This is a genomic window from Oleiphilus sp. HI0043 (assembly GCF_001634935.1).
Map to the genome: position 1 here is coordinate 1 of NZ_LWEY01001816.1, position 738 is coordinate 738.

Below are 738 nucleotides of genomic sequence, written 5' to 3' on the forward strand. Positions count from 1 at the left end.
TTTGCATGTTTTAAAGTGAACAAAAATGACTTGCTTCTAAATTTAGTCGTTTTTTGTACAACAATTTGGCATAATGGCGCCCCAAATTTTTCCAGGCTCTGTTTTAGAAAAAGCTAAAACGTAGTCAAACTTAACCCAAGTGAGGTCGAAGTGAGTAACACTTATGTTGATCTAAGCTCAGCCGTATTGGTAGAGCACGCACTTGAGCGCAAAGAAGGCAGCTTGGCTGCTAATGGTTCTTTAGTCGTTACCACCGGCAAAAGAACAGGACGCTCTCCTATGGACCGCTATATTGTTGATGAGCCGAGTACTTCGGATGCAATCGGCTGGGGTCCAATTAACCGACCATTCGACCCTGAAAAGTTCGATGCTTTGTGGGAACGAGTCGAGGCGTATTTGGCTGAGCGAGATAGCTATCTTTCTCACCTTCACGTGGGTGCAGATGCTGATCACTATCTACCTGTTAAGGTTGCAACAGAAACTGCTTGGCAGAACCTGTTTGGTCGCAATCTGTTTATCCGCCCTGAGCAATATAACCAGGCCGATAAGCAAGAATGGGAAATCCTAAACGTTGCAAGCTTTGAGTGTGTACCTGAGCGTGACGGTACTAATAGTGACGGTACAGTAATCATCAACTTCGCCAAGCGTCGCGTTTTGCTTGCAGGTATGCGTTATGCGGGTGAAATGAAGAAAGCAATGTTCTCTGTTCAGAACTTCTTGTTGCCAGAGAAAGACGTA

At 45.0% G+C, this 738-nt stretch carries 1 protein-coding gene; it reads left to right on the plus strand.

The annotated features are described in order from the left end of the window. Nucleotides 1–150 precede the first annotated feature (150 nt). A partial coding sequence (locus tag A3729_RS27970; protein WP_156498186.1) for a phosphoenolpyruvate carboxykinase (ATP) occupies nt 151–738 on the plus strand: 588 nt, incomplete at its 3' end.